The sequence below is a fragment of the Bowdeniella nasicola genome (genome assembly GCF_001907295.1).
Taxonomy (GTDB): Bacteria; Actinomycetota; Actinomycetes; order Actinomycetales; family Actinomycetaceae; genus Bowdeniella; species Bowdeniella nasicola.
The window spans coordinates 1-25,246 of record NZ_MQVR01000033.1 but is presented as its reverse complement, the minus strand read 5'-3'; the positions used below and the strand labels follow the sequence as shown (position 1 = coordinate 25,246).

At 67.4% G+C, this 25,246-nt stretch carries 28 protein-coding genes; 10 read left to right on the top strand and 18 right to left on the bottom strand.

Going from position 1 to position 25,246, the window contains the following annotated elements; all coding sequences use genetic code 11:
* Positions 1-170: 170 nt before the first annotated feature.
* The 4 genes from BSZ39_RS13205 to BSZ39_RS06805 are packed head-to-tail and all read right to left on the bottom strand — an operon-like array spanning position 171 to position 5,653.
* Positions 171-1,751, bottom strand: a complete 1,581-nt coding sequence (locus BSZ39_RS13205; protein WP_083603005.1) for a S1C family serine protease — start codon at positions 1,749-1,751, stop codon at positions 171-173.
* Between the two features lie 50 nt (positions 1,752-1,801).
* The gene (menD, locus tag BSZ39_RS06815; RefSeq protein WP_073716620.1) at positions 1,802-3,463 is read right to left on the bottom strand and encodes a 2-succinyl-5-enolpyruvyl-6-hydroxy-3-cyclohexene-1-carboxylic-acid synthase; all 1,662 of its coding nucleotides are present in this window, start codon (positions 3,461-3,463) and stop codon (positions 1,802-1,804) included.
* On the bottom strand, positions 3,456-4,439 hold the full coding sequence (locus tag BSZ39_RS06810) for an o-succinylbenzoate synthase (RefSeq protein WP_073716619.1): 984 nt from the start codon (positions 4,437-4,439) through the stop codon (positions 3,456-3,458). Before BSZ39_RS06810 ends, menD begins: the two co-directional genes overlap by 8 nt.
* Positions 4,436-5,653 (bottom strand): isochorismate synthase, encoded by a 1,218-nt coding sequence (locus BSZ39_RS06805; RefSeq protein ID WP_073716618.1) that lies wholly within the window; start codon positions 5,651-5,653, stop codon positions 4,436-4,438. The genes BSZ39_RS06810 and BSZ39_RS06805 overlap by 4 nt, the downstream gene beginning before the upstream one ends.
* Positions 5,654-5,751: 98 nt before the next feature.
* Between BSZ39_RS06805 and BSZ39_RS06800 the strand changes: the two genes are divergently transcribed.
* The 3 genes from BSZ39_RS06800 to BSZ39_RS06790 all read left to right on the top strand — a co-directional run bounded on the left by BSZ39_RS06800 (position 5,752) and on the right by BSZ39_RS06790 (position 9,200).
* The gene (locus BSZ39_RS06800) at positions 5,752-6,708 is read left to right on the top strand and encodes a 1,4-dihydroxy-2-naphthoyl-CoA synthase (protein WP_073716617.1); all 957 of its coding nucleotides are present in this window, start codon (positions 5,752-5,754) and stop codon (positions 6,706-6,708) included.
* Positions 6,709-6,973: 265 nt separating this feature from the next.
* Positions 6,974-8,269 carry an AMP-binding protein gene (locus BSZ39_RS06795; RefSeq protein WP_073716616.1) on the top strand — a complete coding sequence of 432 codons (1,296 nt, stop codon included), beginning with the start codon at positions 6,974-6,976 and terminating at the stop codon, positions 8,267-8,269.
* Positions 8,270-8,330: 61 nt separating this feature from the next.
* Positions 8,331-9,200, top strand: coding sequence for a 1,4-dihydroxy-2-naphthoate polyprenyltransferase (locus BSZ39_RS06790; protein WP_073716615.1), 870 nt, complete (start codon positions 8,331-8,333; stop codon positions 9,198-9,200).
* On the opposite strand, the gene BSZ39_RS06785 is transcribed toward BSZ39_RS06790, so the two are convergent.
* On the bottom strand, positions 9,197-9,502 hold the full coding sequence (locus BSZ39_RS06785; RefSeq protein WP_073716614.1) for a DUF4229 domain-containing protein: 306 nt from the start codon (positions 9,500-9,502) through the stop codon (positions 9,197-9,199). The genes BSZ39_RS06790 and BSZ39_RS06785 overlap by 4 nt on opposite strands.
* 79 nt (positions 9,503-9,581) lie before the next feature.
* On the opposite strand from BSZ39_RS06785, the gene BSZ39_RS06780 reads away from it, so the two are divergent.
* The gene (locus BSZ39_RS06780) at positions 9,582-10,040 is read left to right on the top strand and encodes a PLD nuclease N-terminal domain-containing protein (RefSeq protein ID WP_073716613.1); all 459 of its coding nucleotides are present in this window, start codon (positions 9,582-9,584) and stop codon (positions 10,038-10,040) included.
* Here the strand turns inward: BSZ39_RS06780 and BSZ39_RS06775 are convergent.
* The 8 genes from BSZ39_RS06775 to BSZ39_RS06740 all read right to left on the bottom strand — a co-directional run bounded on the left by BSZ39_RS06775 (position 10,037) and on the right by BSZ39_RS06740 (position 15,913).
* Positions 10,037-10,576, bottom strand: coding sequence for a TetR/AcrR family transcriptional regulator (locus tag BSZ39_RS06775; protein WP_073716612.1), 540 nt, complete (start codon positions 10,574-10,576; stop codon positions 10,037-10,039). The genes BSZ39_RS06780 and BSZ39_RS06775 overlap by 4 nt on opposite strands.
* A complete protein-coding gene (locus BSZ39_RS06770; RefSeq protein ID WP_083603003.1) occupies positions 10,573-11,127 on the bottom strand; it encodes an SRPBCC domain-containing protein in 555 nt (184 codons plus the stop codon). Before BSZ39_RS06770 ends, BSZ39_RS06775 begins: the two co-directional genes overlap by 4 nt.
* 67 nt (positions 11,128-11,194) lie before the next feature.
* On the bottom strand, positions 11,195-12,058 hold the full coding sequence (gene ccsB / locus BSZ39_RS06765) for a c-type cytochrome biogenesis protein CcsB (protein WP_073716611.1): 864 nt from the start codon (positions 12,056-12,058) through the stop codon (positions 11,195-11,197).
* A complete protein-coding gene (gene resB / locus BSZ39_RS06760; RefSeq protein ID WP_222842888.1) occupies positions 12,059-13,576 on the bottom strand; it encodes a cytochrome c biogenesis protein ResB in 1,518 nt (505 codons plus the stop codon).
* A 1-nt stretch (position 13,577) separates the two neighbouring features.
* Positions 13,578-14,348, bottom strand: coding sequence for a cytochrome c biogenesis CcdA family protein (locus BSZ39_RS06755; RefSeq protein WP_073716609.1), 771 nt, complete (start codon positions 14,346-14,348; stop codon positions 13,578-13,580).
* Positions 14,348-14,920 carry a TlpA family protein disulfide reductase gene (locus BSZ39_RS06750; protein ID WP_073716608.1) on the bottom strand — a complete coding sequence of 191 codons (573 nt, stop codon included), beginning with the start codon at positions 14,918-14,920 and terminating at the stop codon, positions 14,348-14,350. The genes BSZ39_RS06755 and BSZ39_RS06750 overlap by 1 nt, the downstream gene beginning before the upstream one ends.
* Positions 14,917-15,603 (bottom strand): histidine phosphatase family protein, encoded by a 687-nt coding sequence (locus BSZ39_RS06745; protein ID WP_073716607.1) that lies wholly within the window; start codon positions 15,601-15,603, stop codon positions 14,917-14,919. Before BSZ39_RS06745 ends, BSZ39_RS06750 begins: the two co-directional genes overlap by 4 nt.
* Before the next feature lie 19 nt (positions 15,604-15,622).
* Positions 15,623-15,913 (bottom strand): glutaredoxin family protein, encoded by a 291-nt coding sequence (locus BSZ39_RS06740; RefSeq protein WP_073716606.1) that lies wholly within the window; start codon positions 15,911-15,913, stop codon positions 15,623-15,625.
* Between the two features lie 11 nt (positions 15,914-15,924).
* Here BSZ39_RS06740 and BSZ39_RS06735 point away from each other — a divergent pair, with 11 nt between their 5' ends.
* Positions 15,925-16,707, top strand: coding sequence for an HAD family hydrolase (locus BSZ39_RS06735; RefSeq protein WP_073716605.1), 783 nt, complete (start codon positions 15,925-15,927; stop codon positions 16,705-16,707).
* Positions 16,708-16,748: 41 nt separating this feature from the next.
* On the opposite strand, the gene BSZ39_RS06730 is transcribed toward BSZ39_RS06735, so the two are convergent.
* From BSZ39_RS06730 to BSZ39_RS06720, 3 genes are all read right to left on the bottom strand, one after another.
* On the bottom strand, positions 16,749-16,847 hold the full coding sequence (locus tag BSZ39_RS06730) for a 30S ribosomal protein bS22 (protein ID WP_019174583.1): 99 nt from the start codon (positions 16,845-16,847) through the stop codon (positions 16,749-16,751).
* Between the two features lie 56 nt (positions 16,848-16,903).
* Positions 16,904-17,125, bottom strand: coding sequence for a helix-turn-helix domain-containing protein (locus tag BSZ39_RS06725; protein ID WP_073716604.1), 222 nt, complete (start codon positions 17,123-17,125; stop codon positions 16,904-16,906).
* 104 nt (positions 17,126-17,229) lie between these two features.
* On the bottom strand, positions 17,230-18,423 hold the full coding sequence (locus tag BSZ39_RS06720) for an acetoin utilization protein AcuC (RefSeq protein WP_073716603.1): 1,194 nt from the start codon (positions 18,421-18,423) through the stop codon (positions 17,230-17,232).
* Between the two features lie 68 nt (positions 18,424-18,491).
* Between BSZ39_RS06720 and BSZ39_RS06715 the strand changes: the two genes are divergently transcribed.
* Together BSZ39_RS06715 and BSZ39_RS06710 are read left to right on the top strand one after the other, a co-directional pair.
* Positions 18,492-19,865, top strand: coding sequence for a TrkH family potassium uptake protein (locus tag BSZ39_RS06715; RefSeq protein WP_073716602.1), 1,374 nt, complete (start codon positions 18,492-18,494; stop codon positions 19,863-19,865).
* Between the two features lie 22 nt (positions 19,866-19,887).
* A complete protein-coding gene (locus BSZ39_RS06710; RefSeq protein WP_073716601.1) occupies positions 19,888-20,550 on the top strand; it encodes a potassium channel family protein in 663 nt (220 codons plus the stop codon).
* Positions 20,551-20,552: 2 nt separating this feature from the next.
* On the opposite strand, the gene BSZ39_RS06705 is transcribed toward BSZ39_RS06710, so the two are convergent.
* Positions 20,553-21,701 (bottom strand): acyl-CoA dehydrogenase family protein, encoded by a 1,149-nt coding sequence (locus tag BSZ39_RS06705; RefSeq protein ID WP_073716600.1) that lies wholly within the window; start codon positions 21,699-21,701, stop codon positions 20,553-20,555.
* 102 nt (positions 21,702-21,803) lie between these two features.
* Between BSZ39_RS06705 and radA the strand changes: the two genes are divergently transcribed.
* Complete coding sequence (radA, locus tag BSZ39_RS06700) at positions 21,804-23,186, top strand: DNA repair protein RadA (protein WP_073716599.1); 1,383 nt, start codon at positions 21,804-21,806, stop codon at positions 23,184-23,186.
* Between the two features lie 59 nt (positions 23,187-23,245).
* Entirely contained in the window at positions 23,246-24,295 is a 1,050-nt protein-coding gene (gene disA, locus BSZ39_RS06695; protein ID WP_073716598.1) for a DNA integrity scanning diadenylate cyclase DisA, read from the top strand.
* Here the strand turns inward: disA and BSZ39_RS06690 are convergent.
* Positions 24,292-24,960: a hypothetical protein gene (locus BSZ39_RS06690; protein ID WP_073716597.1), complete on the bottom strand. Its 669-nt coding sequence runs from the start codon at positions 24,958-24,960 to the stop codon at positions 24,292-24,294. The genes disA and BSZ39_RS06690 overlap by 4 nt on opposite strands.
* Before the next feature lie 86 nt (positions 24,961-25,046).
* Between BSZ39_RS06690 and BSZ39_RS13855 the strand changes: the two genes are divergently transcribed.
* Positions 25,047-25,190 (top strand): hypothetical protein, encoded by a 144-nt coding sequence (locus tag BSZ39_RS13855; RefSeq protein ID WP_158025099.1) that lies wholly within the window; start codon positions 25,047-25,049, stop codon positions 25,188-25,190.
* Positions 25,191-25,246: the final 56 nt, after the last annotated feature.

Genomic DNA, 25,246 nt, shown 5'->3' with positions numbered 1-25,246 from the left:
CGCGGATTCCGCAACCTCGAGAACTACCGGCTACGAATGCTCCTCATCACTGGCGGCCTGGACGCATCAACCCACACTCAACTCTGAAGAGCCGGTTTACCTTAATACAAAAACCGGCAGGACAGCACTGTGCTGGGCTGTCCTGCCGGAGGCCGTGGTGAGCGAAGCGACTATTGGGTTCGGTCCTGACGGGTGGCGAGCGTGACGTCGACCTTGGTGTCCTTACCGCCGCGCACGACGGTCAGCGTGACCTTGTCACCGGAGGCGTACTGGCGGACGAAGCCGACGAGCGAGTCCGCGGAGGAGACAGGCTCTCCGTCGACGGCGACAATGACGTCGCCGATCTTGACGCCCGCATTGGCAGCCGGGGAGCCCTCCTCCACGCTGCGCACCTGTGCGCCCGAGCGGACACCGGACTCCGTCGTCGCCTCACCGGTTGCGAGGCCGACCCCGAGGAAGGCGTGTTCGGCGACGCCGTTGGCGATGAGCTGGTCGGCAACGCGCGAGGCGAGGTTCGCTGGGATCGCGAATCCGAGGCCGATCGAGCCTGCCTGGCCCTTCGGGCCGAGCGAGGCGATCGATGATGAGATGCCGATAACTTTGCCGGTCGCATCGAAGACCGGCCCGCCGGAGTTGCCCGGGTTGATCGAGGCGTCGAGCTGGATGGCGTTCGTAGTGACGCGGTCGCCGACCTGCTCGAAACCATGGTCGGAGGTCTTCGTCGTCGTTACCGGGCGGTTGAGCGCGGAGACGATGCCGGTGGTGACCGTCGAGGACAGGCCGAGCGGGTTGCCGACGGCGGCGACGGGCTGGCCGACAGACAGCTTGGACGAGTTGCCGAACGTCGCGGGCGATAGGTCGCTCGGCGGCTTGTCGAGCGTGACAACGGCGAGGTCAGTGGCAGAATCAGTGCCGCGGACCTTCGCGGGGAACTTCCGGCCGTCGGCGAGCGTCACGATGATCTGCTGGGCGCCGTTAATGACGTGATTGTTGGTGAGGATGTGGCCGCTTGTGTCGAGGACGACACCCGAGCCGCTGCCGGAGCCGTCGGCGCGGCGCACGGAGATCGAGACAACGGAGTTCTTGACGTTAGCCGCCACGGCTTCCCAATTCGGCAGTGACGAGTTCGTGGCGGGCTCGGCAGTCGAAGAGGCGTCCGGGCTCGATTGCACCGTGGCGGCAGGCGTGGGGGCGGCCCCGGGTGAGGTGAGCGCTCCCGCGCTGAACGTGATGCCGGAGGCGAGCAGCGCCGCGCCAACCGAGGTCCCGATGAGCGCCACCCAGGTGGGGCGGCGCCTGGCCTTGGTGGGGCCGGTGCTCGCCGGATGCGTGTTCGCGGGGTGGCTTCCCGCCGGGTGGGTGGGGCCGGGGTAGCTCGTCTGGTATCCGGTATCGGGGCGGATCCAGCTCGGCTGCGGCTGCGGCTGTGACTGCTGCGGCTCTGGCTGCTGCGGCCGCGGTTGCGGTTGCGGCTGCGGCTGTGACTGCGGCTGCTGGGGCGGCCGCGGTTGCGGCTGCTGGGGCGGCTGCGGCAGTGATTGCTGCGGCTCTGGCTGCTGCGGCCGCGGTTGCGGTTGCGGCTGTGACTGCTGCGGCTCTGGCTGCTGCGGCCGCGGTTGCGGTTGCGGCTGCGGCTGCTGGGGCGGCTGCGGCAGTGATTGCTGCGGCTTTGGTTGCGGCAGCTGCGGCTTTGGTTGCGGCTGCTGCGGCTGCGGTAGTTGCGGCAGTTGCGGGGTGTCGTTATCGTTCATCTCGGTCCTTTCCTACCCGTTAGGAAACCCTGCCGAACTGGGACGTGACTTTAGCGCACCTGAGACTTTGCTGAGACATCAACGTGTACGACGCTACGGCCGCGGACGGGGGCGGCGAGGAGCTCGGCTAGGGCGCGATCGTCATCGGGGGTAACGGCGAGGCTGTGAGTGGTGGCGCCAAAGCCCGCGGCGATGGCGGTGATATCGGCGGCCTGCGGGGTGAGGAAGTAGCGCGTGAAGCGATCGTGCGCGGCGGGGCTGGTGGCGGCCAACGTCCCGTGTTCGAGTCCGTCGAAGATCGAGCCGCCGCGGTCATCGAGGACGATGACCTGGAGGTCGACGTCGGCCTCGGCAGCGCCGCGCAGCAGTGCGGACACGTCGTGCAGATAGGTCAGGTCGCCAAGCACGATGCGCACCGGGCGTGCGAGGCCGCGGGCAAGGCCCCAGCCGGTAGCGATGGTGCCGTCGATGCCGGCGAGGCCGCGGTTGGCCCACGTGCGGAATCCTGGCGAGCGCTGGCCCGTCAGGACGAGGGCATCCAGGGCGCGGATCGTCGAGGACGAGCCGATGAGCAGGTCGAGGCCGGCGGTGGCGCAGGCGCGCCAGACCGCGAGCGCCGCGGCCTGCAGTGCGGTGGGCGCGGGTTCGGGAAGGGCGGCTTCGGCGTCGTGCCAGGAGCGCAGCCAGGCGGAGACGGGCGGGGGTTCGGCGCGAGAGTCGTCGGCGGCGGTGCGGGCGACGGACAGGATGCGGGCCGTGCCACCGGTGAGGTCGGTCGGTTTTCCGTGCGGCGCGAGGACGACGACGGGGATGTCGGTGCGCGAGATGAGCGAGGTAGCGGGGCGGGTCAGCGTCGGGTGGCCCGCGATGATGACGGCGCCGATCTGCTCCGCGAGCGGCGTGCCGAGGAGTTCGGGGATGCGGCCGATGGCGCTCGGTAGGTCACGCAAGTTCGATGACGGCTCGGCAGCGATCGGGGCGCCAAGAGCGGTGAGTGCGGCGCGGATGCCTGCGACCTGGTCGGCCTTATCGCCCGCGACAACGAGTGGGCGGTCGAGGGCGCGCAGCAGGTCCGTGATGGGGGCAGAATCTGCGCGCGGTGCTAAGTCGGCAGGCTGCGGAGAGGCGACGGCTTTGGGGCCCGCGGGCGCGTCGGTGGTGTCATCGAGCCGGGCCGCGTCGGGCGTGAGGGGCGGCCGGAACGACACGTTGAGTTGGACCGGCCCGGGCGCGACCGACGTGAGACCGCGGGCGGCGCTCAAGGCCGCGTCGACCTCCGCCTCGACGTCGGGCTCGTCGGCGCATAAGTGCCCGCAGTGGCGGGCGACGTTGGCGAACAGGGCGAGCTGGTTCGTCGTCTGGTTCGCGCCGGTCCCCCACAGTTCGGCGGGCCGGTCGGCGGTGAGCGCGATGAGCGGGACGGCGTCCGCGTCGGCCTCCGCGAGCGCCGGGTACAGGTTGGCGACGGCCGTGCCCGAGGTCGTGACGATCGCGACGGGGGTGTCGGTGGCGAGTGCGAGGCCGAGCGCGCTGAAGGCCACGGCGCGTTCGTCGAGCCGGATGAGGACGCGCAGGTCGCCTGCGGCTTCGGCGTCGGCGATGGCATAGGCGAGCGGGGCGGAGCGCGAGCCCGGCGCGAGGACGACGTCGCGCACCCCGCCCGCGATGAGGCGCGCGACGATGCGGCGCGCGGTCGTGGTGGCGTCAGACATGCGGCTCGTCCTTAAACGCGTCGAGGTCGATGCCGGCGAGGGCCGCGACGCGTTCTAAGCGCGCGAGCCAGTAGGCTTCTTCGTCCGGCTCGCAGCGAAGGTGTGGGTCGCCTGCGAGCAGCCGGTCGGGCGTCACGGCGCGCACGGGCAGGGTGCCGCCGGTCGGCAGTAGCGGGGCGCTCGTGACGTCGTGCGCGAAGAGGTGGACGGTCGCAAGGCCGCAGGCGAGCTCGATGTCGAGGGCGGCGGCAAGCTGGACGCCGAGGGCGATCCCGACGGAGGACTCCAGCGCGGAGGAGGCGACGACGGGCAGGGAAAGCGCGTCGGCCAAATCCATGGCGGCGCGGATGCCGCCGAGCGGCTGGACCTTGAGGATGGCGTAGTCGGCGGCGGCGAGACGCGCGACGGCGAGGGGGTCATCGGAGCGCCGGATCGACTCGTCGGCGGCGATGGGGACGTTGACCTGGCGGCGCAGGGTGGCGAGGTCTTCGACGTCGGCGACGGGCTGTTCGGCGTATTGCAGGCCGCCGGCGGCGCGGTCGAGCTGGGGCAGGATGCGGATCGCGTCCTCCAGGTCCCAGCCGGTGTTGGCGTCGACGCGGATGAGGCCCGTCGGTCCGAGCGCGTCACGGACGGCCTCCAGGCGGGCGAGGTCATCGGCGAGGTCTTGGCCGGCGTCGGCGACTTTGACTTTCGCGGTGCGGCAGCCACCGGAGGCCAAGACGATCTCGTGGGCGCGTTCGGGGCTGACTGCGGGGACGGTGACATTGACGTTGATGGTCTGGCGGCGCCCAGGCGGCACGTCCGTGAGCAGTGCGCTCGTGGTCGCTTTCAGCCAGCGGGCGGCGTAGGCGTCATCGTATTCGATAAACGGCGAGAATTCCGCGGCGCGCTGCCCGTGGGTGAGGATGATGCCGGTGCGGCGGGTGAGGCCGCGGAAGCGGGCGCGCAGCGGTGTGGAGTAGACGCGGATCATGGCAGCACCTGCGCGATGGCGCGCTGCATGGGGAGCATTTTCGTCGCGGTTTCGGCGAGTTCGGTTTGCGGGTCGGAGCCGACAACGATGCCCGCGCCCGCATACAGGCGCAGGGCGTCGCCTTCGTCGCGGTGTTCGGTCAGGGCGCAGCGCAGCGCGATGACGAATTCGCCGTTGCCGGCGTCGTCGACCCAGCCGACGGGGCCGGAGTAGGGGCCGCGGTCGAAGCCCTCAAGTTCGGCAAGGACGCGGGCGGCGGCATCGCGCGGGGTGCCGCAGATCGCGGCCGACGGGTGCAGCAGGCCCGCGACTTGCAGCGCGGAGTGCTCGCCGGTGAGGAAGCCGGTGACGTCGGTGGCCAGGTGCATGATCGTCGGCAGGCGCAGGACGTGGGTGTCGCTCACCTCGACGTCGGCGATGGTGCGCAGGACTTCGATGATGCTGCGGGCGGCGTAGGCGTGTTCGGAGGCGTCCTTGGCGCTCGTCATGAGGTCATCGGAGGCGGCCTGGTCGATGTCGAGGTCGCCGGTGACGGGCGCGGAACCCGCGAGCGCCCGGGAGCGCACCTCGCCGTTCGTGACGCGCACAAGCATCTCGGGGCTCGCACCGATGAGGCCATCGACGTAAAACGTCCAGCACGTCGGATAGGCCTCGGTGAGGGCCTGGGCGAGCGCACCGACGGGCACGGCGCCGTCGAGCTGGATGACCTCGTCGCGGGCGAGGACGGTCTTGGCGAGTTCGCCCGCGACGATGCGGGTGACGGCCTCGCGCACGGCAGCAGTGAACTGCTCTCCCGTGAGGTCGCCTTCGGTGCGGGAGAGGACGTGTTGGGCCACGGCGGGCGGCGGCGCCGTCGGGGATGCGGGCGGCAGATCAAGAATCGTGTCGGTGCCGTTGGCCAGGTCGATGACGCGAGTGCCGCGCTCGCTGATATGCCACTGGACGCGCGGGACGATGAGCACCGAGGAGTAGCGCGAGACGGGCGAGAACGTCACCGAGACGAACGCGCGCACGCCGGAGGTGCGCAGCGTCGAGCAAAATGCGGAGAACTGCTGCTGCAGCGATTCGAACCGGTCGGGCCCGCTCGCGGTAAAGCGCGCGTATTCACCGATCCCGACGATCGTTTCGGCGCTCGAGCCGGAGCCGTGTCGCCACAAGGTGGGCTTGTCCTTGGCGGTGAGGGCTGCCAAGTCGGGCATGACGGGCTCGGGCAACGCGGGGTCCTTTGAGTGCTAGCTGACTAACTCAACTACTCTAATGCGTAGACGCAAAGCCACCCAATGAGCGGCGAAAAACGTGGAAAGCAGGAACGATGTTAGAGATGCCCGATGCCGGCCAACCCTTCGATCCCGCGCGCTGGCGCCCCGTCGAAGGCTTCGATTTCACCGACCTCACCTACCATCGCGCGATTGATGAGTCGGGCCAGGACCTGCCCGCGGTGCGGATCGCGTTTGACCGCCCCGAGGTGCGCAATGCGTTCCGCCCGCACACCGTCGATGAGCTGTATCGCGCACTCGATCATGCGCGGATGACGAGCGACGTCGGCACCGTCATCCTCACCGGCAACGGGCCGAGCAAGAAGGATGGCGGCTGGGCGTTTTGCTCCGGCGGCGATCAGCGCATCCGTGGGCGCGCGGGCTACCAGTATGAGGTCGAGGGCGCCGATGCGAGCGCGGATCTGGCCAAGCGGCGCGAGCAGATCGATCCGGCGCGTGCGGGCCGGCTGCACATCCTTGAGGTACAGCGGCTGATCCGCACGATGCCGAAGGTCGTCATTTGTGTCGTCTCCGGCTGGGCGGCGGGCGGTGGGCATTCGTTGAACGTCGTCGCGGACCTGTCGATCGCCTCGCGGCAGCACGCGCGCTTCATGCAGACCGACGCGAACGTCGGCTCTTTCGATGCGGGCTACGGATCGGCGCTGCTCGCCCGCCAGATCGGCGATAAGCGCGCGCGGGAAATCTTTTTCCTCGCCCGCGAATACTCGGCGGCGGACGCCGAGCGCTGGGGTGTCGTCAACGAGGTCGCCGATCACGATCAGATCGAAAACCTCGCGCTCGAATACGCGCGGATCATTTCCACGAAGTCCCCTCAGGCGATCCGGATGCTGAAGTTCGCGTTCAACCTCGCCGACGATGGGCTCGCGGGTCAGCAGGTCTTTGCGGGCGAAGCGACGCGGCTGGCGTATATGACCGATGAGGCGCTCGAGGGGCGTGATGCGTTCGTCGAGCGACGCGATCCGAACTGGTCGAGCTTCCCGTATTACTACTAGGGCAAAGTAAAGACCCGGCCACCCCCGTGGCCGGGTCTTTGCCGTCTGGTCTCCCCCTGCGGAGACCAGACGGGAAGTCGCGTGCGTAGCTTCAGGCCCTCCTCCTGAGTAGCGCTACGGCTGATCGCGCCGACATCTCTATAGTGCCGTAGGTCGCATATTTTTTAGGCTCATCGCTGGACTGAAATCCTCCCCTACTTCCTCCCATGTCAGATGGACGCCAGATCATACTGTGGTATAACGTGGGCGTCGCTATCGTTAAAGGGTGCCCGCCAAATCTCGCTTCGCTCGCCGCGATGTTGCGGTGCTGCGTGGGGGCAGGTACGCCGACGCTATCGCCCGCCTGGTCCCGGAGCTCACGGGCCGGCTTGCCGCACCCGGGACGCTCCCCCCGCTGGTGATGCTCGCCCCAGAGGCACCCGAGCGCGAGGCCTCCGACATCATCGCGCGTATCGCGCGCCTGCCACGGAACGTCGAGGTCATCGTGCAGACCTCCGGCTCGAGCAAGGGAGTGCCGGATCTCGTCGGGCTTAGCGCGACGAACCTGCTGTCCTCGGCGCTTGCCACGTTGCTGCGGCTGGCCGGCTGCCCCGAGGAAGGCTTGCACACCCCCGCGACGCTTGCCGAAGCGCGCGCGCAACTGCCGGATGCGGCGCGCGCGACGTGGATCACCGGGCTGCCCGTGAACCACATCGCGGGGCTGCAGGTCATCACGCGCTCGATCCTGGCGAACTCGGCTCCGATCGAGCTGCCGGTTGGCGACGGTTTTCGTTCGGCTGCGCTCGCGGCGGCCGCGGCGGGCCATGACGGCGCGACGCGGCTGTACACCTCGCTCGTGCCCACCCAGTTGCTAAGCGTCGTCGCCGATGAGCCACGTGCGCACGCGATCGCGAGCGCCTGCGATGCCGTGCTGGTAGGCGGCGCGGCTCTTCCGACCGCGACGGCGTCGGCCGCAGCTGCCGCGGGGATTCCCGTCGTCCGGACCTATGGCATGAGCGAGACCGGCGGCGGCTGCGTCTACGATGGCGTTCCCCTCGCTGGCGTCGACGTCGCGATCGAACAGCCCGATGCGTCCGGCATCGGCCGGATTCGGCTCACGGGCCCGATGGTCATCGACGGTTATCTCACCTCGGGCGCGGCGATCAATCCGCAACGCGGCGACGGTCGCACGATTCTGACCTCGGATCTCGGCAGGCTCGCTGACGGCGTGCTGACCGTGCTCGGGCGGGCCGATGATGTCATCATTTCCGGCGGCGCCAACATCGCCCCGCTTGCCGTCGAGCAGCTCCTCGCCGCGACCGGGTTCACCGGGCACATCGTCGGAGTGCCCGACCCGACGTGGGGCGCGCTTGTCACGTTCGTCGCGGAAGGGGCGGCCCCTGGGCTGGACGCGTTGCGTGCGGCGCTTGCAGACCAGCCGGCCGAGTTCCGGCCCCGCGCCGTTGTCGCCGTAGACCAGTTCCCGACGCGGGGACCGGGCAAGATTGATCGTCGGCGGTTGACCCAGCTCGCTGCGGATGCGTTGGCCGCCGGCGCAGGCGAGCGACGCGATCGGCGCTGACTAGCGCGGGGTTAGACTTGGGCGGGCTTTGCGCACCCGGAGTGAAAGGACGAATGCAGGTATGGCTACTGCTGCTAACTGGCTTGAAGGAGCCCGGTTACGCACCCTGCCGGCGGCCGTGGCACCGGTCATCCTGGGGTCCGGGGCGGCCTCGGGGCTCGGCGCTTTCTCGGCCCAGCGCGCGCTGCTCGCGGCCATCGTCGCGCTAGCCTTGCAGGTCGGCGTCAACTACGCCAATGACTATTCCGATGGGATCCGCGGGACGGACGACAATCGGACCGGTCCCCCGCGGCTGACGGGCGGCGGGCTGACGGCGGCGAAGAACGTGAAGCTCGCGGCGTTCGCGTGCTTTGGGATCGCGGCGCTCGCCGGACTCGTGCTCGTGGCACTGTCAGGCCAGTGGTGGCTGCTCGTCGTCGGCGTCGCCTGCGTCATCGCCGCCTGGTACTACACCGGAGGTACGAACCCCTACGGCTACCGCGGCCTTGGCGAGGTTTTCGTCTTTATCTTCTTTGGGCTCGTCGCCACCGCGGGCACGACGTTTACTCAGGCGCTCACCGTGCCGTGGCACGTGTGGGTGGCGGCCTGCGGCATCGGCCTCATCGCCTGCGCGATCCTCATGGTCAACAACATCCGTGACATTCCGACGGATTCGGTCTCCGGCAAGCGCACGCTCGCGGTGCGGCTCGGGGAGCGCGGGGCGCGCGTCGCATTCGCCGCGATGCTGCTCGGCGCGATCCTCCTCGCGCTGCTCACGGCGCTCCATACGCCATGGGCGCTGATCGCTGTGGTGCTCGCGCCGGCTGTGTGGGTCATCGTGCGGCCCGTGCTCGCGGGCGAGCGCGGCCGACCGCTCATCGCGGTGCTGCGCAATACCGGGTTCTTCGAACTCGCCTACGCGGTCCTGCTTGCGATCGCCTACGCGATCTAGCGCGGCTCCTCGCTGCGCTCGCGGTTGTCGTTGTCCGAAAGGGTCGAGTCGATGAGAGAGTCTTCTTCGGCGCTCGCGGCATCGGGCTTCGGCTCGCGACGCTTTTTCTTCAGCGGATCGTGGGCGGCAATCTCGGCGACGGCCTGGCGGCGCGGCCGGTCGAGCAGCACGTAGGACAGCAGCGCGCCGGTGACGATCGCGACCGCCCACATGAGGAAGGAACGCATGCCGGCGAGATAGAGCAGCCCGGCGGCGCCGAGGACGAACAGGATGCGATAGAGGGTGTACCGAAGGAATGCCACGCCCCTATGGTAGTCCGGCGGCGTACGCGGGCGGCGAAGTCGTCACGTCAACGCGCTGGATACGACGTACCCTGGGGATATGGCTAGAGTCCTTCCGATCATCCTCGTCGTCGCGCTCATGATCTATGCGCTCGTCGACTGTGCGATGACGCCCCGCGAGCGCGTGCCCCGCGGGCTGCCCAAGGGGTTGTGGCTCGTGCTCATCATCTTGCCGGTTATCGGTCCGCTCGCGTGGCTGTTCATGTCTCGCCTGGCGGGTGCGGCGCCCTATCAGTCGGGCCGGTCGCCCTTTAACCGGCCGGGCGGTAGCCCGTTTGGCCGCAAGCCCAAGCCGATGGCGCCCGACGATGACGAATCCTTCCTCGCCGATCTCGATTGGCAGGCCCGTAAGGCGCACTATGAGCGCCAGCGGAAGGAAAAGGAAGCGGCCGAGGCCGCCCGCAAGGAAGCCGAGCGCAAGAAGCGCCGCGAGCAGCGGGAAAAAGAGGCTCACGACGATGACGAGCCCTCGGATCAACCCAACGGCGAGGACTCCTAGCGGCCGGTAAACGCCTGACCGCCCGCGCGCCAGGTTTCATCGAGGTCGGACTCTTCCGGGAGTCGGAGATCCATCTCCATCGTCACCAGCCCGTGCGCCATCGCGAACAGGGCCTGCGCGCGATGCTCATCGCGGGTCACGAGCCAAAACGGGGTTCCCGCCCATTCTTCGAGGCCCGGCAGCAGGTCGGCGCGGTTGAATTCGCGGCCGGTCGCAAGGCGGTAGCGCTCCGGGTGCGCCAGGGCTTGCTCGCGGTAGGTGCGCAGCAGCGCCTCGACTGGCGCGTCGGGGTCGGAATCGATCGCCTCGTACAGGGCGTCCCCCATCTCGAATAGGGCGTCTTCGACGAGCCAGGCGCACAGCTCCGCGCGGCCCGCCAGATGCTTATACAACGAGGGCGCTTTGATCGACAGCTTCCCGGCAATACCCCGCATGCTCACCGCGTCCCAGCCATCGGATTCGAGGACCGCTTGGGCGGTTCGGACGATATCGCGTTGGCGCGCGGTGAGCATGCGGGGTTCGGGTCGATCGGTCATGGGGTAACGGTAACGTGTCGGCGTGCGACCTCGGCGGCGAGGGCGTCGTTGAAGGCGCGCATATCGTCTTCGACGTCGATGGCGGAGCCCGCATAGAGGACCAGCGCGCCGGTGAAGTCCTCGCCCTGGACGAAGCGGGTGCGCCCGTCCGGGGTTTCGGTCAGCTCGAAGTAGTGCTCCCCGTCGGCAAGGCCGGGGACGTAGAGCGTGCCCTTCCACCGCAGCTCGCGCGCGGACTCGGCGACAAGGACGCGGGGGCGGAAGACGAGCTCGTTGCCGCCGGCGCACACGTGGTTTTCCAGGTGCTCCCCCGCTTGCAGCGTGCCCGCGATTGAGACGAAGTTCGGGGACCACTGCCCCCAGGACGGCAGGTCGGCGAGGACCTCCCAGACCTGTTCGGGGCTGGCGTCGATGATGCGTTCGGTGTGGCGGGCGACCGGGGAGATCAGGCGGGTGTAAGCGAGGGAGACGACGGAGAGGGTCAGGGCAAGGCCGAGCAATGCAGCGACGGCGATTGCGGCGAACTTGAGGACTGTGATGGAAGTAGCCACGCCTCAAGCTAACACCGTTAGCCTCACATGCGCAAGAGGGTACGCAAAGAATCTTTCAGCCGATTTTTTAGGCGTAGGAGTGCATCGAGTCGAAGAAGTAGTTGATGCCGAACATGTTGAACAGGACGCCCGCGAACCCGAAGAGGATGAGGTAGGCGGAGCGGCGCCCGTCCCAGCCGCGGGTCGAGCGGGCATGCAGGTAAGTGGCGTAGATGACCCACACGACGAAGCTCATGACTTCCTTCGCGTCCCATCCCCAGGGGCGGGTCCAGGCGGAGTTCGCCCAGATAGCGCCGGCGACGATCGTGAACGTCCACAGGACGAAGCCGACCGCGACGAGGCGGTGGGCGAGCCGCTCGAGCGCGGTGACCGAAGGCAGGGCGCCGAGCACCTTCGTCGCGAGGCCGTGGTTATCCCCCGCGAAGTCTTTTGCGAGCTGCAGCGCGGCGATAAAGGCAGCGATCCCGAAGACGCTGACGGCTCCGATCGCGAGCGGCACGTGGATCGTCAGCCAGTAGTGGTTGAGGATCGGGGCGATACCGTCGGAGCGGGTATACAGCACCACGACGGCGAGGCCGAGGATGAGCGAGGCGGGCAGCGCAACGAAGACGCCGACGTCGCGCAGATCCCATTTGCGGGCGAGCACGAGGTAGATGACGAGCGCGACGAACGTGAAGGAGATCGTGAACTCGTACATGTTCGACCACGGGACGTGGCCGCCCGCGATACCGCGCGTGATGACGCCGATGCCGAGGAAGACCGTGCCCAGGTAGGTCACCGTCATGCCGATACCGGCCGCGGGGCGGCGGGCGTCTTGTGCGCGCGTCGCGGACCGTCCGGACAGGTCGACCGCGAACGCGATCATGGCGACGACGAACGCCGCGATGGCGGCGTAGACCAACAGTGTCGATACTTGGGCGAGGGACTGCATCTAGTCTTCCTGGGCTGGGGTCGGGGGCTGCGGGAGCGCGGCGAGGAGCCAGTCGAGTTCGGCTTGAAGGCCCGCGTCATCCCCTCGGGAGAGCGCTGCCGCTTCGATCACTGTAATACCCCCGGAGTGCTCGGCCCGCACCCACATGCGGCGCCGCGGCACGAACAGGGAGATACACAGGCCCGAAATGGCCGTGACGGTCGAGATGAGGAGCCACAGCAGCGACGGGTCGGAGCGGACGTCGAAGGATGCGAAGCGTGCGAGATCGACGAATTCGATCGTGCCGAGGCCGCCGGGCAGTTCGGCCTTTGCACCCGGCGTGAGCTGCAGGGCGACCGGCGTACCGTCGCTGCCGAGCGCCTGCGTGAGCTTCTCGGTGTGCAACTCGAAGGCGTTGCGCGGGATGCCGTCGTCTAGGCCGAGGTTGCCACGCCACACGTCGAGGACGAGCAGTGGCTGCAGGAGCGTTGGATGCGCCGAGACCCACGTCCCGTCCTGCTGCGCGGCGGCGGGCAGGAAGACGCCGGAGAACCCGAGCTGGTCGAGGCCGGCGCTCACGTCGGGCACTTTGATGACGCCGCGCGAGGTGTACGTCGCGTCTTTGGGGATGAACGGGACGGGGCCGTTAAAGGAGACCTTGCCCTTGGCATCGGTCACCTTGACGATCGGCGCGAAGCCGTTGCCCGACAGCGTGATCGCGGCGCCGCCGGCCTCGATCGGATGGTTCGGCGTGATGACCTCGGCGCGTTCGCGGGGCGTACCGTCGGGCGCGGTATCGCGGATGGTGACGTCGGCGCGGAAGGCTTCCGGTCGGCCGCTCGGCGCGAACGCGGAAGCGAAGCGGTCGAGCGTGAAGGAGAACGGGGTGAGGTCGGATTCGCGGAACCAGGCCCCGGATTCGAAGGAGTCGTAGTCGACGAGCGCGTTCGCGAAACCCCGCCCTTCGATGACGATGGCCTGGCCGCGGTAGGTCGCGAGCTGGCCCCACGCGAAGGCGATGAGGATCCCGACGAGCGCGTAGTGGAACAGGAGGTTGCCAATCTCCTTGACGTAGCCGCGCTCGGCGCTTATGCCGTCGGGAAACCGCGTGAGGCGATAGCGGCGGGAGAGCCGGTCCTCGAGCGTCTTTAAGGCATCCGCGTCGTCGGTCTGAACGTGGCGGTAGGCCTCGAACCGCGACAGCCGCGAGGGGATGCGCACGGGCGGAGAGGTCAGGGAGCGGTACAGGTCGCGGGTGCGCGGCAGGATGCAGCCGATCAGGGAGATGAACAGCAGCAGGTAGATCGCCGAGAACCACACCGACGTGTAGACGCTGAAGGCGCCGAGCCAGTCGAGCACCGGCCCGAGGCGCGGGTAGGAGGAGAGGAATTCGGCGACCTTCTCCGGGGACTGGGCGCGCTGCGGGATGAGGGAGCCGGGCAGGGCTGCGAGGGCGAGGGCGAGCAGCAGGAAGATCGCGACCCGCATGCTCGTCAGCTGGCGCCAGCTCCAGCGCAGCCAGGCGATGACTTCGCTCACGCTATACCACCGTCTCAAAGCCGCCGATGAGGCCCTGCAGCCACGCGGTCACGCTGTCCCATAGGCCCGAGACGAGCAGGATTCCGAGGGCGATCAGGACGATCCCGCCGATGCGCATGAAGGCGACGCGGTGGCGGCGTAGCGCAGTCAGCATCGCCGTCGAGCGAGTGAACAGCGCCCCGAGGACGATGAAGGGGATGCCAAGGCCCAGGCAGTAGGCGAGGGCCAGGAAGGCGCCGCGCCAGGGGTTCGCGCCGTCGAGGGCGAGCGTGAGGACCGCGGACAGCGTCGGGCCGATGCAGGGCGTCCAGCCGAAGCCGAAGACGAGACCGAGCACGAACGCGCCGACCTGACCGCTGGCAAGGTCGACGCGTAGGCGACGCTCGGTTTGGGCGAACGGCAGCCAGCCCGCGAAGGCAAGACCGAGCAGGATGACGAGCACGCCCAGGATACGCGTGATGAGCGAGAGGTACGGGGCGAGCGCGTAGCCGAGGGAGGCAAACGCGATCCCGAGGCCGACGAACACGGTCGTAAAGCCGAGGACGAAGAGGCTCAGGCCGCCGACGACCTTGCGGGTCGGGGCCTTGCGTTTCGTGCCGCCCGCCTCGACGGCGGCGCCGGCCATCCCGGAGACGTAGCCGACGTAGCCGGGTAGCAGCGGCAGCACGCACGGGGAGGCGAAGGAGACGAGTCCGGCAATGAGCGCGACCGGCAGCGCGGCAAGCATCGACCCCGTGAGTACGGTCGAGCGGAAGAACTCGACAAGGTCCATCAGGCGCTCTCAGCCTTCGCGTCTTCGATGAGGCCGCGCAGCACCTTCGGGTCGATGCGGCCAAGGATGCGCCCGTAGACGCGGCCCTGGGCGTCGAGGACGAGGGTCGTCGGCATCGCCTGCAGCGGAACCTTGCCCTGCATCGCGGCGACGAGGGTCGCCTGCGGGTCGAGGACCGTCGGGTAGGGAATCGCGAACGTGTCGTCGAAGGCGCTCGCCGCGGCCTTATCGTCGCGCGGGTTGATCCCGAGGAAGGGCACGTCGGTGAATTCCTCGGCGAGCGCTTTCAGGTCGGGGGCTTCGGCGCGGCACGGCGGGCAGGAGGCGTACCAGAAGTTCACGACGGCGGGCTTGCCCCGCCACGTGCTCGAGTCGACGGCGTTGCCGGCCAGGTCCGTGCCGGTGATCTCGACGGGCGCGCCGCGCTCACCTTCCTTCCAGACCGTGAATGACCCGTCCCCGGCCTGGTAGCCCGCGCCCGCGGTGGGCGCGGCGGTGCCGCCGCTCGTATCGGCGCAGCCGACGAGCAGAGCGGCGGTGAGACACAGGGCAGCTAGGGCGCGTCGTCTCACGGCTGTTCGTCCGTTCCGGCGGCCTGCGCCACCGAGGTTCCGGGCACCATATCGCTCGCCTTCATGAGGAGGTCGCCGGCCGGCTCCCAGTAGGCGAGGCCGACGAGGCGATCGTCGTGGAAGGTCAGCGACGTGAGCGAGGCGAGCGAACACTGCCGGTTGCGCGGGTCGTGAGCGAGGGGGCGACGCTCGAGGAATAGCCGCGTCGCCCAGATCGGCAGCTGGTGGGAGACGAGGAGCGCCTCGTGCCCGCGGGCCGACGAGTGCAGGACCTCGCGGATGACGTCGGTCATGCGGTGGACCTGGTCGCGGTAGGACTCGCCCCACGACGGGATGAGGGGGTTGCGGTAGCGCCACCAAAACTTCGGGTGCGCGAGCATCAGCCGGTTGCGGTTGACGTCGAAACCTTCGAATTCGTTCCCGGCTTCGATCAGTCCCTCGTGCGTGTGCAGTTCGAGTCCGAACCGCTCGGCCGTCGGGCGCGCCGTCTCCTGCGCGCGCTGCAGCGGCGAGGCGCCGACGTGGGTGATGTCGTGGCCCCCATCGGAAAGGACTTCGGCGACGCGCTGCGCCATCGCGACCCCGAACTCGGAGAGCCGATACCCGGGCAGGCGGCCATACAGGATCCCTTCGGGATTGTGGACTTCGCCGTGTCGCATGAGATGGATGGTCGTACGCGTCATGGTCCTAGTCTCTCAACAATTAGCGGCCGGTTTCCAACGCCGTGCGCAGCGCGCGCTCGGTGATGGTGTACTCGGCGATGATCCGCTCCCCCACGGCGATGACGGGGACGCGGTCGGTGAAGCGCTCGCGCAGCTCGGCATCGGCATCGATGTCGATCAGGATCGGGTGCTGCTCGCGCGTCGCGAGCACGGCTTTCACGGTCGCGATCGCGTCGTCGCACAGGTGACAGCCCGCCCGGGTGTAGACGGTCACAGCGGGCCAGGGGCCGGGGTCGGGGCGGCGGAAGCGGCGGGGCAGAAAGCGTGTCATACAGTTAAGAGGTGGAACGGACGGTCGCGGCATTTTTCGATGTCGATAACACGCTCATCCGCGGCGCGAGTGCCTATCATCTCGCCCGCGAGCTGTATCGACGCGAATTCTTTCGGGCTCGTGACATTGTATTCGCTGGCCGTCACGCCCTCACCTACGCCCTGTTCGGCGAGACGGTCCCCCGCGTCGAAGCGGTCCGCACCCGCGCGCTGGCCGCGATCAAGGGCCACGATGTCGCCGAGGTCGTTTCCGTCGGCGAAGAGGTCTATTCCAACGTGCTCGAGCCGCGCGTCGTTGCCGGCACGCTGAAGATCTTGCAGGACCACCTCGACGCGGGACACGAGGTATGGCTCGTGACGGCGACGCCCATCGAACTGTCGGACCATATCGCGGCGCGCCTGGGGGCGACCGGGTCGCTTGGCACCCAGGCCGAACACATCGATGGCGTGTACACCGGTCACCTGTCGGCGCCGTTTTTGCACGGGCCGGTCAAGGCCGAGGCGATCGAGGTGCTCGCGCGCGAACGCAATATCGATCTGGCCGCCTCGTTTGCGTATGGCGATTCCCTCAACGACGTGCCGCTGCTGGCCGCGGTCGGCAACCCGGTCGCGATCAATCCAGAGCCGCGCCTGCGCGCGTATGCGAAAAAGCGCGGCTGGCAGATTCGGGCGTTTAAGCAATCGCGTCGCCGCCTCATGACGGGGATCGGTCGCGGCGTGCAGTCTGCGTCGCTCGCGGGCTTGTTGTGGGCCGGCGCTGCGGTCATCAAATCGCTGCGCGGCAGGCAGCACTAGAGACACAAAAGGCCCGGAGGCTTCCGGGCCGGTGTGCGTGCTTACTTCTTGTTGCGGCGCTGGTGACGAGTCTTGCGAAGCAGCTTGCGGTGCTTCTTCTTCGACATGCGCTTGCGGCGCTTCTTGACTACAGATCCCATATGGTCCTCACAAATTATGGTGCTTCACGGCGAAGCCGCAGGTACAAGGAGCTAGTTTACCCGCTTGCTTCGATATCGCGATCCTGCTCCCAGCTACCGAGCCCGGAGGCGATCAGATCATCGACTGCTGCTCGGGGCACGCGAAACGAGCGTCCCACCCGCACGGCGGGTAGTTCACCGGCATGAACCATGCGGTAGACCGTCATGCGTGAAACGCGCATGAGTCCAGCGACCTCCGCGACTGTGACAAAGCGCGGGGCTCCTTCAAGCTGGGCCATGACTGTCCGTTTCTCGATTCCATCGCCGACGAAAATAGGGGTCGGCGGGCGTACTCCCTGTGGTGATATTCCCAGATTATCGCGTCGAACTCAACCTCGGGGGCTCAGATCACTAGTGAATCTATCCCCAATTCGGGAAACGCGGCCGACCGCGTCGCCATGATCGCGCGATCGATTGGATCGGCCGGATCGTATCCCCACGAAAATGGCTTAACGTTCACGTCAATTCCGTCGCCCATCGTCGTCGGAATATCGGCGCCAGCGCAGGGCCCACTCTTCTGAGCGGCAGCCCGCCAGCACTCGGGGATCGCCACAGTGGGAGCAAGATCATGGTCCGCGGCGACCGCCACGAGGTGGCTCCAGGCGCGCGGCGGCACCGAGCACACGGCGTAGCCGCCTCCGCCGAGCGCGACCCAGCGGCCCGAGCTGTGCGTCTCGATGAGGTCGCGCAGCAGGATCGCGGCGCTGCGCATCCCGTCGACAGACCAGGCGAGGTCGGTCAGGGGGTCGGCGATGTGCGCGTCGCAGCCGTGCTGGGTGATGACCACGTCGGGTTTCAGCTCGGCGATCACGGGTTCAACGATCGCTTCGATGGCCCGCAGGGCGGCGGCATCGTCGCTGCGCGGCGGCAGGCACAGGTTGATCGCGTGCCCCTTGGCGTTCGTGCCCCCGACATCCTGTGGGTAACCGGTGTGGGGGAAGAGGGAGTCGGGGTGCTGGTGGATCGAGATCGTCGTGACGCGCGGGTCGTCGCGGAACATTTTTTCGACGCCATCGCCGTGGTGGGCGTCGATATCGATGTATAGGACCGAGGACGCGCCATGCGCGAGGAGATCGGCGATCCCGACGGCGGCGTCGTTGTAGACGCAGAAGCCGGCGGCCTTCGCGGGCATTGCATGGTGCATGCCGCCGGCGAAGTTGATGGCGCGCTTCGCCTCGCCGCTCGCGACGGCCCGGCAGGCGGCGAGGCTCGCCCCGGCCAGGCGCGCGGCCGCGCGGTGCATGTGGCGGAATGGCGGACAGTCCGGATCCGCGAGTCCGAATACCTCGCCGCCGGACGGGAGCTCACCGGTGGAGGCCGCTTTGATCGCGGCGATGTATTCGCCCGCGTGGACCCGTGCGAGTTCGGCATCGGTCGCGATCGGTGGGGCGAGCACGCAGATCGCCTCGAGGTCGAGCAGGCCGAGCGCCTCGATGAGATCCATGGTGAGGGTGAGGCGAGCGGGGGCCATTGGATGGGTGGGACCGAAGTGGTATTCGGTTAGCTCCGCACTGTAATAGACCTGCACCTTAGCCATGGGGTCACGCTACCGCGCGCGCTACGCTGAGGGATAGCAACCGCCATTGGGGAGGTAAAGGAGGATCCATGTCGCGGACCCGCGCGCTTGCCCGGCGCTCACGTGACTGGGTCGACGAGATCGCTCACTCCTCACCCGCCCGCCTCGCCCTGCTCGTCTTTTCGGCGATCGTCCTTGTCGTCACGGCGCTGTTGTCGCTGCCGATCGCGACGACATCGGGCCACCGCGCGCCCTTCGCCGATGCCCTGTTTCAGGCGACGAGCGCGGTGTGTGTGACGGGACTGGTCACGGTCGATACCGCGACGTACTGGTCGACGTTCGGCCACTCCGTGCTCATGGTCGCGATGGCGGTCGGCGGCCTCGGCGTCATGACGCTCGCCTCGATCCTCGGTTTCGCGGTCTCCCGCCGCATCGGCCTCACGCAGCGCATGTTGACCGCGCGCGAGACGAAGACCGACCGCTTGGGAGAGGTCGGCTCCCTCATCACGGCCGTCATCATCGTCTCCCTCACGGTCGAGATCGCACTCGCCCTCATCCTCGTCCCTCGCTTCATAGCGCTTGGCGAACCGCTCGCTCAAGCGATCTGGCACGCCTCGTTTATGGCGGTCTCGATCTTCAATAACGCGGGCTTCGTCATCCTGCCCGAAGGTCTCCAACCCCACCTCGGTGACTGGTGGATCGGCCTGCCGATCGCTGTGGGTACCGCAATCGGCGCGATCGGTTTCCCGGTGCTACTGAACCTGCGTCGCCATTTCTTCCACCCACGACACTGGTCGCTGCACACGAAACTCACGCTCGTCGTCTATTTCTCCCTCGCCGGACTCGCATTCCTCGTCATTCCCGCGATGGAGTGGACAAACCCGGCGACTTTCGGACAGATGACGACGTCGGAGAAAATCCTGACCGGCCTCATCTATTCGGTCAACGCTCGCTCCTCCGGTATCGAGACGATCCCCGTGGCGCACATGCGGGAGGCGACCTGGTTTTTCCAAGACGCGCTGATGTTCGTCGGCGGCGGCACGGCGTCGACGGGCGGCGGTATCAAGGTGACGACGCTTGCCGTCCTGCTGCTCGCGATCGTCGCCGAGGCGCGCGGTGACCGCGATATCGAGGCTTTCCACCGGAGGATCCCGGCCGGCACGGTGCGCGTCGCCGTCGCGGTCGCTTTCATCGGAGCGACCCTCGTCGGCATCGCCACGTTGATCCTGCTGTCGATCACGAACCTGCAACTGGACATGGTGCTGTTCGACGTCATCTCCGCGTTCGGCACGGTGGGCCTCTCGACGGGGATCACGGGCCACCTACCCGATGCGGGCAAGTACGTGCTCACCGGTTTGATGTTCATGGGACGCGTCGGCACCATGACGCTCGCCGCGGCCCTCGCGCTCCGATCGCGCCGCCGCGTTATCCGCATGCCGGAAGAGCGCCCGGCGGTAGGCTAACGGTCAGAACAAAGGAGAATTCATGCCGGAACGTCGCACCAATTCGGGCGTGCTCGTCATCGGGCTCGGCCGCTTCGGTTCCGCCCTCGCGATCACCCTAGAAAAGTCGGGCCGCGAGGTCCTCGCCGTCGAGCGCAACCCCGAACTGATCGAACAGTGGTCGGGCCGGCTCCCCCTCGTCGAGGCGGACGCGACGAACCCTGAATCCCTCGAACAGCTCGGCGCCTCCGAATTCCCCGTCGCCGTCGTCGGCGTTGGTACCTCGCTGGAGGCCTCCGTCCTCATTACCGGCAACCTCGTCGACCTCGGGATGCCCGAGATCTGGGCGAAGGCGATCTCTGCCGAGCACGGCCGTATCTTGCGCCGGATCGGCGCGCACCACGTCGTCTATCCCGAGCATGATGCGGGCCAGCGGGTCGCCCACATGGTCTCGGGACGCATGCTCGACTTCATTGAGATGGAGGACGGCTTCACGATCGTGAAGATGCGCCCGCCGAAGGAGACGTGGGGCTTTACGCTCGCCGAGAGTGATATCCACAAGAAGTACGGCATCACCGTTATCGGCGTGAAGCCGCCGGGCGAACCGTTTGAATACTCGACCGAGCACACTCGGATCAACCGCGACGATATCCTCATCGTCTCCGGCAACACCGAACTCCTCGAACGCTTTGCCCAGCGACCGTAACGCTACTCCTCGATCGGGCCGAGCAGCACGTTCGCCCAAGCGGCGTGCGTCGACTCATCATCGGAGGGCTGGAAGAGCCCGGCAAGGACGTCGCGGTATAGGCGCGAGAGCTCGTGGCTGTTGTAGTAGGAACGCCCACCGCACGCACGGATCGCCTTTTCGACCGTGTTCTTCGCGGCTTCAGTCGCGCGCACCTTGATCGCGGAGACCATGGGCATCCACAGGGCGCCACGGTCGACGCCCTGGTCGATGTCGCGAGCGGCGAGCGTGAGCTGCGGGTAGATGCCATCCATCTCGATCGCGGCGTCGGCGAGGCGCCAGCGGATATCCGGATCGTTCGCGTACGTCGTCTGGTTCTTCACGCTGTCGCGGTTCTTCACGGTCTCAACCGCGACCTCGAGCGCGCGCTTGCCGATGCCCGTATAGCAGGCGGCCAGCAGGATTTCGAAGTGGGAGAAGATCCCCCACACCACCGGGTGGGCACTCGGGCCCGGCTCGATCCGGCACAGGACCTGATCGGCCGGAGCGTGTGCGCCCTCGAGCTTCGTCGTGTGCGACTGGGTGGCGCGCATGCCAAGGACGTCCCAGTCCTCCTCGATGGTAAAGCCGCCGTCCTCGCGGTTGAGCACCGCGAACACGCTCATGGGCTCGCCCTCGGAATCATCGCGGCCAAAGGTCATCAGGCGCGTCCAGGCGGGGGCGAGCGAGGTAAAGATCTTCGTGCCGGTGAAGGTGAAGCCGCCCTTACCGTCGGGCTTCGCATCCGTGATGGAGCCGAACAGGACGAGGTCATTGGAGGGTTCGGAGATCCCGAAACCGAACAGGTGGCCGTCTCCCGCGTCCTTGAGGATTCGTGCGCCGGCTTCCAGACCCGCCTCGTTGAGCATCCGCCCGACCCCGACGACGATGTGGTGCATGTTGACCGCGAGCGCCGTCGCGGGGGCAGCCCCGGCGAGTCGGATCTGCTCGTTCACGATCTCTTCGAGGCTCAGGCCGGCGCCGCCGAATTCCTCTGGTACGAAGGCCGACAAATAACCGACCTCTTTCAGGTCGGCGAGGTCATCGTCGAAGAATCGGTTCTCGCGGTCGATCTGTTCGGCCCGGGAGTGGATAGTGGCAAGTAGCTCATCGGTGAGTACAGCGGTCGGCATAACATCCTCGTTTCGAAACGTGCGCCTAACTCCCCCATTGTTTCGCGCCTCGCGAGCGGCTTCAAGTACACCATGTCGCAGCCACCCCCTACCCTTAAATACATGGCACGAGCGAAGGCTGAATACCGCTGCACCGACTGCGGCTGGACGACGACGAAATGGGCGGGGCAATGCCCCTCGTGTCAGGCCTGGGGCACGGTCGAAGAAGCGGCCCCCGCTGCCGAATCCGTCCGGGCGGTTGAGGCACTCGCCCCGCTGCGCTCCGCGCAACCGATCGACCAGGTTCGCGCCGATGATGCACGGGCACGTTCAACGGGCCTTTCCGAGCTCGACCGAGTCCTTGGCGGCGGTATCGTCCCCGGGGCCGTCATTTTGCTGGCTGGAGAGCCGGGCGTCGGCAAATCCACGCTCCTGCTTCACGTCGCCGCCCGCGCCGCTCGCAGTGCCACGGACAGCGGCGCGGGACCGGTCCTGTACCTCACGGGCGAAGAATCCGAGGCCCAAGTGCGCATCCGCGCCGATCGCATTGGCGCGCTGTCGCCGAACCTCCTGCTTGCCTCCCTCACCGACGTTGCGGCCGCCCTCGGACACATCGAGCAGGCTCGCCCCTCGATGGTCATCGTCGATTCGGTCCAGACATTCGCCTCCGCCGAGGTCAGCGGAGTGCCCGGCTCGGTGACCCAGGTCCGTAACACCGCCGGCGCCTTCATCGAAGTCGCCAAAACGCAGGGCGTCCCGATCGTGCTCGTCGGGCACGTGACAAAGGATGGCTCCATCGCGGGTCCCCGCGTGCTCGAACACCTCGTCGATGTCGTCTGCCAGTTCGAGGGCGAACGTCACTCGCGGCTACGAATGCTGCGTGCCTTGAAGAACCGGTATGGCGCGACCGACGAGGTCGGCTGTTTCGACCTCACGGACGCCGGTGTCGTCGAACTACCCGACCCCTCGGGACTGTTCTTGGAGGGCGCGGACGTCACGGTGCCGGGCACCTGCACGACCATCACGCTCGAGGGCCGCCGCCCGATGCCGCTGCAGATCCAGTCCCTGCTCGCCGAGACGACGTTCTCCTCCCCCAGGCGCACGACCTCGGGACTGTCGCAGTCCCGGACCCTCATGACTCTCGCGGTGCTGCAGGCGCGGCTGAAGCTTCCGCTCGGCAGCTTCGACATTTACGTCTCGACGGTCGGGGGCGCCGCCACGAGCGAACCGGGGGTCGACCTCGCGATCGCGACCTCGGTCGCGGGCGCCGCCTTGGACAAGACGTTCCGGCCGAATTTCATCGCCCTCGGCGAGGTCGGACTGACCGGCCAGCTCCGCTCGATCGTGGGCCTGGACCGCCGGCTGAGCGAGGCCGCTCGCCTCGGGTTCACGGATGCGATCGTCCCCGAACACGCTGCCCGCACGAAGGCCCCGGCCGGAATCCGCATCCATCCCGTCGACTCGATCGCACAGGCGCTGCGGGTCGGGCTGGCGATGGAAGCCTAAGCCGGTAGTGGGCATTACGATAGGAGTGTTCAGCCGCACACAGGTGAAGGAGGGTCGCGGTGGTAGCCCATGACCTTCGTTCCACCCTCGCTCGGGTCGCTCCCGGCACGGAGCTTCGCGACGGCCTCGAGCGCATCCTGCGGGGCCGCACCGGCGCTCTCATCGTCCTTGGCGATAACGAGACCGTAGGCTCGATCTGCTCGGGCGGGTTTCGCCTCGATGCGGAATTCACCGCCACCCGGCTGCGCGAGCTTTCGAAGATGGATGGCGGCGTCGTCCTCGATTCTCAACTCGAGACGATCACCCGTGCGAACGTCCAGCTGCTACCCGCCTCCGATATCCCGACAACGGAAACCGGGATGCGTCACCGCACCGCCGACCGGGTCGCCAAGCAGACGGGCTTCCCCGTCATCTCGGTATCCCAATCGATGTCGATTATCGCGATTTACGTCGAAGGAACGCGCCACGTCCTCGAAGACTCCGATGTCATCATCTCCCGGGCGAGCCAGGCGATCGATACGCTCGAGCGCTACCGCTCCCGTCTCGACGAAGTGCTCTCGACGTTGACTTCGCTAGAGTTGCGCGGCCTCGTCGCCGTTTCGGATGTGGCGACGGTGATGCAGCGCCTCGAGATGGTCGTGCGGATTTGGGACGAGATCGAGTCCTATGTCATCGAACTCGGCATCGATGGCCGCTTGCTCAAGCTCCAACTCGATGAGCTCGTAACCGGCGTACTGAAGGATGCCAACCTCGTCCTCGCCGAATACTCCCGCGTCCCACCGGAACAGGCACTAGAAGAGCTCTCAGCCCTCAGCTCCGTCCAGCTCCTTGAGCCTCAGCTCGTGGCCGCGACGATGGGACTCGGTGCCGAAGCACGCGGGATGGACCAAACCCTTCAGGTGCGTGGATTACGGCTCCTGTCGAAGATTCCTCGACTGCCCTCCGCGGTCGTTGAGGGGCTCGCGGCCCACTTCGGTTCGATCGAGGAACTCCTCGAAGCCTCGACAACCGATCTGCAGGAGGTCGAGGGCGTGGGTCCGCAGCGCGCCCGCGCGATCCACGATGGGCTCGAGCGTCTTGCCGAGCTAGCGATGTTCGCGCGCCGCTAACGTACCTCGAACGACGTCGTCTCCGACGTGCCCCCGATACTCACCTTCGCCTTGTAGACGCCAGGCTTCGCGGCCTCCCCTGCTTCACAGCCCGCGGTGCGGTGCTGGGCCGGCCACACGATCGTGCGAGTAGTTTCCTCGTCAGGACTCAACAACAACGTCACGGCCTCCCCCGGGCACGACGCGCTCGTCCAGATGGTTTCGTCCCCCGACGTAATGACGACGTCGATTCGCTGATCCGGGGTGTCGATCAGGCACGGAATGGGGAACTTGTTCGTCAGCTTCGCTACGAGGTTGTAGTCACCACCGGAGCGGTTTGCGACATCGAGCGTCAGCGCCACATCGCCCGACGGACAGACCTCGGGTTTCACGCCCTTCAGCGCCTTGAGACGATCCTGTTCATCGAGCGCCGCCCATTCAGCTGAGGACGACGGGGACGGATTGACCGTCTCTTCCATTGTCGGGGTCGAAGAGGATGAGAACGACTCGGTAATGGCCTTCGCGATCGCCCAGGCTCCCCACGCCACCAGACCCACGAGGGCGAGTAGGACGATGGCGGCAACGACACGACGGACGAGGATCTGGCGGCGGGTGGGCCGTTTGGGGCGACGTTTGGTCGCCGCAGCCGGTCGTTTGACCGGTTTCTTTCCGCTCGTCTTCGCCATGTCATACCTCCGCTTCCCACCTTATTTGATGCTCTAGTTTCCGCCTGAGCACGCCACGCTAGAGCGCTGGCGGCACAATGAGAGGCATGCAAAAGGACGTGACCGACCAGCTCATCGAGTGGTTCACCGAGCACGGCCGTGACCTGCCGTGGCGAGAGCCAGGAACATCCGCGTGGGCGATCCTCGTATGCGAGGCTGTCAGGAAGTTTGTGTGTGAGGCTCTGATCTAGAAGGAGTTTCACCGATAATGACTACGGTGTCACCGAAGAAAAGCCACGACCCGGCG

Excerpts from the sequence above, each read along its gene's own strand:
- BSZ39_RS13205 (WP_083603005.1), bottom strand. The coding sequence starts at position 1,751 with ATGAACGATAACGACACCCCGCAACTGCCGCAACTACCGCAGCCGCAG.
- menD (WP_073716620.1), bottom strand. The coding sequence starts at position 3,463 with ATGTCTGACGCCACCACGACCGCGCGCCGCATCGTCGCGCGCCTCATC.
- BSZ39_RS06810 (WP_073716619.1), bottom strand. The coding sequence starts at position 4,439 with ATGATCCGCGTCTACTCCACACCGCTGCGCGCCCGCTTCCGCGGCCTC.
- BSZ39_RS06800 (WP_073716617.1), top strand. The coding sequence starts at position 5,752 with ATGTTAGAGATGCCCGATGCCGGCCAACCCTTCGATCCCGCGCGCTGG.
- BSZ39_RS06790 (WP_073716615.1), top strand. The coding sequence starts at position 8,331 with ATGGCTACTGCTGCTAACTGGCTTGAAGGAGCCCGGTTACGCACCCTG.
- BSZ39_RS06780 (WP_073716613.1), top strand. The coding sequence starts at position 9,582 with ATGGCTAGAGTCCTTCCGATCATCCTCGTCGTCGCGCTCATGATCTAT.
- BSZ39_RS06775 (WP_073716612.1), bottom strand. The coding sequence starts at position 10,576 with ATGACCGATCGACCCGAACCCCGCATGCTCACCGCGCGCCAACGCGAT.
- ccsB (WP_073716611.1), bottom strand. The coding sequence starts at position 12,058 with ATGCAGTCCCTCGCCCAAGTATCGACACTGTTGGTCTACGCCGCCATC.
- BSZ39_RS06755 (WP_073716609.1), bottom strand. The coding sequence starts at position 14,348 with ATGGACCTTGTCGAGTTCTTCCGCTCGACCGTACTCACGGGGTCGATG.
- BSZ39_RS06745 (WP_073716607.1), bottom strand. The coding sequence starts at position 15,603 with ATGACGCGTACGACCATCCATCTCATGCGACACGGCGAAGTCCACAAT.
- BSZ39_RS06740 (WP_073716606.1), bottom strand. The coding sequence starts at position 15,913 with ATGACACGCTTTCTGCCCCGCCGCTTCCGCCGCCCCGACCCCGGCCCC.
- BSZ39_RS06730 (WP_019174583.1), bottom strand. The coding sequence starts at position 16,847 with ATGGGATCTGTAGTCAAGAAGCGCCGCAAGCGCATGTCGAAGAAGAAG.
- BSZ39_RS06725 (WP_073716604.1), bottom strand. The coding sequence starts at position 17,125 with ATGGCCCAGCTTGAAGGAGCCCCGCGCTTTGTCACAGTCGCGGAGGTC.
- BSZ39_RS06720 (WP_073716603.1), bottom strand. The coding sequence starts at position 18,423 with ATGGCTAAGGTGCAGGTCTATTACAGTGCGGAGCTAACCGAATACCAC.
- BSZ39_RS06715 (WP_073716602.1), top strand. The coding sequence starts at position 18,492 with ATGTCGCGGACCCGCGCGCTTGCCCGGCGCTCACGTGACTGGGTCGAC.
- BSZ39_RS06710 (WP_073716601.1), top strand. The coding sequence starts at position 19,888 with ATGCCGGAACGTCGCACCAATTCGGGCGTGCTCGTCATCGGGCTCGGC.
- BSZ39_RS06705 (WP_073716600.1), bottom strand. The coding sequence starts at position 21,701 with ATGCCGACCGCTGTACTCACCGATGAGCTACTTGCCACTATCCACTCC.
- radA (WP_073716599.1), top strand. The coding sequence starts at position 21,804 with ATGGCACGAGCGAAGGCTGAATACCGCTGCACCGACTGCGGCTGGACG.
- BSZ39_RS06690 (WP_073716597.1), bottom strand. The coding sequence starts at position 24,960 with ATGGCGAAGACGAGCGGAAAGAAACCGGTCAAACGACCGGCTGCGGCG.
- BSZ39_RS13855 (WP_158025099.1), top strand. The coding sequence starts at position 25,047 with ATGCAAAAGGACGTGACCGACCAGCTCATCGAGTGGTTCACCGAGCAC.